This is a genomic window from Tissierella creatinophila DSM 6911 (assembly GCF_001940565.1).
Classification (GTDB): Bacteria; Bacillota; Clostridia; order Tissierellales; family Tissierellaceae; genus Tissierella_A; species Tissierella_A creatinophila.
Window position 1 is genome coordinate 1 of the sequence record NZ_LTDM01000036.1, and the last position, 6,968, is coordinate 6,968.

Below are 6,968 nucleotides of genomic sequence, written 5' to 3' on the forward strand. Positions count from 1 at the left end.
CTCCAGGGAAGTTTACAGCGTGTACTCTTAGTTCTGGATACATACGTCTAAACCAATCCATAGCTTTTCTGTTTGTAGTTAATCCGTGTTGTATAAATAAGTCTTTACCTAAACGTAATACATCCGCTGCATCAAATAGAATTTCATGCTCAGTTGTAACCATATCTAGGTTGGCAGTACGCTCTAAAAGAACTTCTTCAGTAACTTCTCCATCATAGTAATCTTTTTTATAGCTTGCCTCTCCTAGTTCTGGACGAGGACCTGCAATCCATCTAAAGTCTGGATCTTGGTCAAAGTATTCACGTAGGTTTTTATTATATGCTAAGTATTCAAAGAATCTTGATCTAAATGACATTGAAGCCATTATGATATCGTTACCAATTGTTAGTAAAACATCTCTTGGTGGCATTGTTCCAAACATGCTTCCTGTCATGAAGTGTGGTGTAACAACTGCTTGATTCCATTGCATAACTTCTGGTCTATCAACTTTTACTCCACGATCTTCTAATATTTTTACTAAACCATCAAGTTGCTCATTAGCTGCCTCAACTGTATCTGTTGGACGAGGTCCAGTCATACCACGCATTGGACTATCTAAAGGAACTTTAGATTCAGATGCTGGCTCAGTTGGTGGTATACAAGTGTTATCTGCTCTACCAACTATTACGTGTTTTAACGGGTCAAAATCATTCCATGAATTTACTACTTTTGCCATTCATACCCCTCCTAAAATTTTGGTTATATTTTTGTAGTAAGAGGAAAACGATTGATTCATTAATTAAATTTATGACTTAATTGTAAGGTGATAATATCTTATAATGTATTATGCACTTTTTTAATCGTTGTCCACCTGCTTGTAAATACATTATAAATCCAATAAATTTATATGTCAAGTGTAAAATACAATCTGTTTATTGTTAGAGTACTCTATGCTTTTGTATATAGTACAGTATGACGCGAATATAGCTTGCACTAAAAAAATAAAAACAAATATAAATTTTACATATTTCCAAGTCAATTATTATATAAATATTCATAAAAATAAACACGCAATAAAAAAATTCCAATATAACATATGTTATATTGGAATTTTTTTATTGTAAAGCTTTTATATCTTTTCAAACTATAATTTAACTTATTTCCACATTCTTAGGTATTCTAGATCCTCCATTAGTTATATATCCCATAACTACATATACAACACATCCTGCTGCACCAGCTATAATAGGTGCTTCTACCCAACCAATTTTCAATACGAATACAAGTAGCACATTTGTAATAAATCCTGTAATCATAGAAGCAAAACAAGTTTTTAAGTCCGCTTCCATAAATACACGCATGATTGTAGGTCCTACAAACGCTGATATAAGTCCACCAGTACCAATATAAGCTATTTGGTTAAGCATTCCTTGAGGAGCTGCAAATGTTAAGAACATTGCCCATACAGCAGTTACAAGTACTCCTATACGGTTATATAAATCCCCCTTATCTGATTGTTTACCAGAAATAGATACTAACATATCATAAGATAATGATGAAGCCAATGCTTGTAGTACTGAACTTATTGTTGAAAGCATTGCGAAAAGAATAAACAATGTAATCATTCCTGCTAAAGCCGGAGGTAAAAACGTATTTAAGAAAACTGGCATCGCACTATCAGGATTAGCTAAGCCTGGGTTTTTATAATACATATAAATACCAGTCATTGGAATCAAGCTTAGAATTACACCCATAGGTGCCATTATTAAAGCTACTGAGTGTATCTTTATATCTTCTTTAAAAGATAAGAAACGAACTGACATATAAGGTAATGTAGTGGTGAAAAGAAGTGCATAAACAAATACTAAGAATACACTATACTTACCGCCACCATACGGAGCTGACGTTGAAGGATTTAGGAATTCTGGTTTTATTTTCCCGACCTGAGTAAGTAAATCCAACATAGGAATGTCTCTTATAATTGTAATATATATAATAGCAGAAGCTATAAGCATTCCCATACACATTATTGTATCTGTAATAGCTACAGCTAAAAGTCCACCTTGCATTGTAAATATAACAACCACAACCATTAATATCAATGCTGCTAATTGTTGACTAACTCCAAGCCACTCTGCTGCAACAAGACCAACGGCTCTAACTTGACCTATAATATAAACTGAAAGAAAAACGAAAGTTGCTATACCTCCAACAAAATGCACTAATCTCTTTTGTTTTTCAGTACCTCTATGTGTTACCGCCATATACTCTGGAACTGTAAGACCACCAGATTTATCAGCTTGTTTAGCCATAAATCCTGCAAACATTAATGTTCCGAAAACTATTCCAGGAGCAAAGAAAAAGTTTGCTAAAGTTTCAATAGTACCAAAAGCATAAGCTGTACCAGGAGCACCGATAAAACCCCATCCACTATAGCCTGTTGCCATCAATGTACCTGCACCTACAAAAGCCCCTACTTGTTTTGCACCTAGTAAAAATCCTTCACCCTCATTTTGGGCACTTTGTATCTTTTTACCTGATAATGCACCAACAGCAATTAAACCAATTGATGATAAAATAAATATAATCCAGTTAATCATTTTTTAGCCCCCTTATCTTTATTAAACACCTCGTAATAAAGCCATATACCTGCGGGTATTACCATAAGAAGAGCACATCCAATAAAAAATGCATCCATAGTCCAAGATCCTGTCATTTTATTTCCTCCTCATAAATTTATTTTAAAAATATGAAAAACGACTTGCCTAACTTCTTTTCTAAAGACTAGTTTAAAATATAATTAATGCTGGATCTTTAACCACCTCCTGGGTTTTTTATTTATATATTCTTTATTTAAAGTCTACAGTTTTATGTAGATCTATAAATAAAGAAATACACTCATCATAGGAAAACGATTTACCTGTAACTATTTATATGCTTGTTATCTATTTTAATTACTTATTTATATTATAAATACAATAGATACATAAGTCAATACTAAAAGACAAAATATTTGAAATATATTTTCAATTTAAATATTTGTATTTTATACAATTTGTCTTCCTACAATCTCTAACCTAATTTAATTTTATATTAAATTTTAAAATCTATATTATAACTTTTATCTTGTATTATTAAACATCTCTTAACAGGCATAGTTTTTAATATCATCTTTCCATTTTTAAATACATATAAAACATCACTTGTAAGTCTTATGGCTTCTCTTTCATCTTTTGCATCTAAAACTATGAAGTTTGCACTATTTCCTAACTTTATACCATAGTCCTTTAAATTTAAAGATTTGGCTCCATTAATAGTTATCATGTCAAATAGATTCAATATGTCCTCATTGCTACTTAAATGAGCCATGTGAGCGAGCAAATGTGCCGCTTGAAGCATATTTCCTTTTCCAAGAGGAGCAAATGGATCCATTATATCATCATTACCTATACTGACATTTACACCTCTTTGAATTAATTCATCCACTCGTGTATGACCTCTTTTTCTAGGATAACCGTCTAATCTGTTTTGAATTAGTGCATTTGAAGAAGGATTTGAAACTATATTTATATCAGCTCTTTTTAAAATTCCAATTAATTTGGAAGCATAATCATTGTTGTAATTGTGCATTGCAGTTGTATGACTTGCAGTTACCAGACCATTCATTTCATTTTCTAAGGTATATTTAGCAATGACTTCTAAAAACCTAGACTGATCATCTCCTGTTTCATCGGTATGAATATCTATAAGCTTATTATATTTTTTTGCCATATGGAATATATATTCAATTGATTTGATTCCATCTTCCCTAGTTATTTCTACATGAGGAATGCCTCCTATAGCATCAACCCCCATTTTAATAGATTTTTCCATCAGTTTATCCATATCTTTATAAGCAAATACTCCATCTTGTGGAAAAGCCACTATCTGAATATCTACATACTCTTTCATTTCCTCTTTTACTTCTATAAGGGCTTCTACTGTTATTAGACTTTCTTCAGTACAGTCTGCATGAGTTCTAATATATAAGACTCCATTTGCTATGAGCCATTTAATAGTTTCTAAAGCGTTCTTTTTTATATCCTCTTTTTTAAGTGTCTTTTTTCTCTCTCCCCAAATTTCTATTCCTTCTAAGAGAGTACCACTCTCGTTATATCTTGGCGTTCCAACAGTCAAAGTAGCATCCAAATGCACATGAGACTCTATAAATGGTGGCGAAACTAAGTTTCCATTTACATCTATCTCTTCCTTAAACTCACCTCTTATATTTTCTCCTATTTCTTTAAATTTTCCATTTTCTATAACAATGTCTACTAAATTATCTTTTCCTCTAAGTTTAGCATTTCTAACAATAAACATAAAAACCTCCTATAAATAATTATCTTTGTTTACTCGAAAAGTTTATTAAGTTAACTAAAAGGGATGACATTGTCATCCCTTTTAACTAAATAATTCGTTTGTTATTAATGTCTCGCTAGATTTTATTTTCCTTCAGATACATTAACACCAATTAAAGGTACGTTTTCTTGTGGTTTGTCCATAGAAACTAGAATTTTATCAACTATTGGAAATGCAATGAAAGCAGCTATTATACCATTTATTGGTGCTACTCCTGGACTAGCATAAGCCATAAATGCACCAATTACATATGCAATTAACCCTGAGTAGTTAAATTCCTTCATTTTTACTTCTGCTAATTTATTATATTTCCTTTTATGTTTTACATAATAATCTGCCATAATAACTCCACCTATAGGAGGTATTACAGTACCCATTAAAACTAGGAAAGGCACTAACCAATTGTACATTCCAGCTATGGCTAATATTGTAGCTATAGTTGCACCAGCAAAGTTCATTAATGTCCTTTTCTCTGTTCTAAAGAAGTTACATCCAGCAACAGAAACACTATAGATAGCATTATCTTGAGTGGTCCAAACATTGAAAAACAACATAATTATCGCTGGCACTTGCAATCCTTGTAATACTAATACTTCAACAATGTCTGGTTGATTATAAACATAGCCACCAAAAGCACCAGCAACTACCATTAATCCATTCCCTAAAAAGAAAGCAACTATACTTGCTACAATGGCAACCTTGGGTGTTTTAGCAAAACGAGTCCAGTTTGTGGACTGCGTACCTCCACTAACAAAGGTACCAAATACTAAAGTTAAAGCAGTAGCAAAAGGCATTGCTACTTCAGGAGTCTTATTTAATCCAGGGAAACCCCCTACATCTTTAAAGCCAATCGAAAAACTCCAGAAAATAAGTACTGCCATGGCAGGAACAGCTATATTAGATAACATTGCAATTCCTTTATATCCTATATAAGATGTTAAACTAAATCCATAACCAAATACAACCATCAATGGAATCGTCCAACCTGGATTAAGTCCTAACATTTTAACAAAAACTATAGCTATAGTTGCAGTACCCCATGCATACCATCCAATCTGAGTAAATGCAAATAGTAAATCTACTAATTTACTACCTTTATCACCAAAACTATATCTAGATAAAACTACTGAATTATAGCCTGTTTTTTGTGCTATATAACCTAATGCTGCAACATATATTCCTAGTAATAAGTTTCCAAGAATTATAACATACATAAGATCTGGGAAAAACTTATAGTTAGGTCCTATTTGCCCTCCAGCGAACATAGTAGATGTAAAGAATGTAAATCCTAATAGTACTACCATCATAGAGAACATACCTTGCCTATCCTGGTCAGGTAATTCTCCTAACGGGTTATCATCAGATGCTATTTTTTTAGTCTTGTTTTCACTCATGAAAAACACTCCTTTTTATGTTTTTTAAAATAAATATAATTTCATATAACTTTGTTCTTAATATGCCAATTCTTCAAGCGAAAATTCTTCCCTAAAAAATACTAAGAAGTTATCAACAACATCGTCTACTATAATTTTACCTTTCTCGGGCGTACTTGATATAGAAGTATATAACGCACCAGATTTAGGAATCAAAGTTTTGGATACTGGATATCTTTGATATCTAGGAACATTTTCTATTCCTTCATCTGTCAATAAATCATTCTTAACTAAATCAGGTTCGAAATACATCATTAGGGATGTTTCAGTTATAGCAGCATGCTCTAAGTCCCAACCTCTAAATGGTCTTTCATCAAAGATTTGAGGCATAACATCTTCTGAAATATTATCCCACCAACTTGCAAGAACAATTTTAGGGAATTCTTCTTGTTGATCTTTAATCACCAAATCTGCTGCTTCTGCTAAGAAGGCTTGATTTTCATAGTGACTATTTAATAAAATTATCTTTTTCCAACCATCTTTTATAAACTCATTTAAGATATCTTGAACTAAAATTGTAAGAGTGTTACCATTTAAATCAATTGTTCCAGGAAATAATGGACCTCCACCACTAGTTGGGTTTGACTTATATCCATAAGAGAGAGCAGGAGCTATAAACCCATTTAATTCTTTGGCAAGTCTTTGAGCGAAGTTTACAGATATAACATTGTCCACACTAAGAGGAAGGTGACGACTATGTTGTTCAGTAGCCCCTATAGGAATTATGAGAACGTTTTCCTCAGTTATATTAGCATATTCCTCCCAAGTCATATTTTCAATAAATAAGTTTTTCATTTTTATTCCCCTTTCCTTTTTTTATAATATAAATTATTGGATTAGTATTAAATGCTAAATCACTATTATATTTGTCCTAAAAATTGGGTTCATAAAATAATTTAAATTTCTTCAAATAAATTAGATGATTTAGATGATAAAAATAAATTAAAATTAATTTATATCTTTATAGAGGGTCAGCGTTTCTCAATTAACTGACCCTTTATAATTACTTGTTTAAAATCCTATTTTTTTAGCCAAGGGCTAGTTTCAAATGTTACTAGTGTTGGATCGTTAACGTTTTGATTTGGGAAGTAGTCTAAACACTCACCTTCACGGTAAACGTCAGCTGTAGCACAGTGTAATCCTCCACCAAATGCATAA

At 32.1% G+C, this 6,968-nt stretch carries 5 protein-coding genes; all 5 read right to left on the reverse strand.

Annotation, left to right across the window (positions count from 1 at the left end; translation table 11 throughout):
* Positions 1-715: hypothetical protein (locus TICRE_RS08950; RefSeq protein ID WP_456300652.1), on the reverse strand; the 715-nt coding region annotated here is incomplete at its 3' end.
* A 415-nt stretch (positions 716-1,130) separates the two neighbouring features.
* Entirely contained in the window at positions 1,131-2,579 is a 1,449-nt protein-coding gene (locus tag TICRE_RS08955; RefSeq protein ID WP_075727266.1) for a sodium:solute symporter family protein, read from the reverse strand.
* Positions 2,580-3,072: 493 nt separating this feature from the next.
* Positions 3,073-4,338 carry a cytosine deaminase gene (gene codA, locus TICRE_RS08960; RefSeq protein WP_075727268.1) on the reverse strand — a complete coding sequence of 422 codons (1,266 nt, stop codon included), beginning with the start codon at positions 4,336-4,338 and terminating at the stop codon, positions 3,073-3,075.
* Positions 4,339-4,460: 122 nt separating this feature from the next.
* Positions 4,461-5,771 (reverse strand): cytosine permease, encoded by a 1,311-nt coding sequence (codB, locus tag TICRE_RS08965; protein WP_075727270.1) that lies wholly within the window; start codon positions 5,769-5,771, stop codon positions 4,461-4,463.
* A 57-nt stretch (positions 5,772-5,828) separates the two neighbouring features.
* On the reverse strand, positions 5,829-6,605 hold the full coding sequence (locus TICRE_RS08970) for a creatininase (RefSeq protein WP_075727272.1): 777 nt from the start codon (positions 6,603-6,605) through the stop codon (positions 5,829-5,831).
* Between the last annotated feature and the right edge of the window lie 363 nt (positions 6,606-6,968).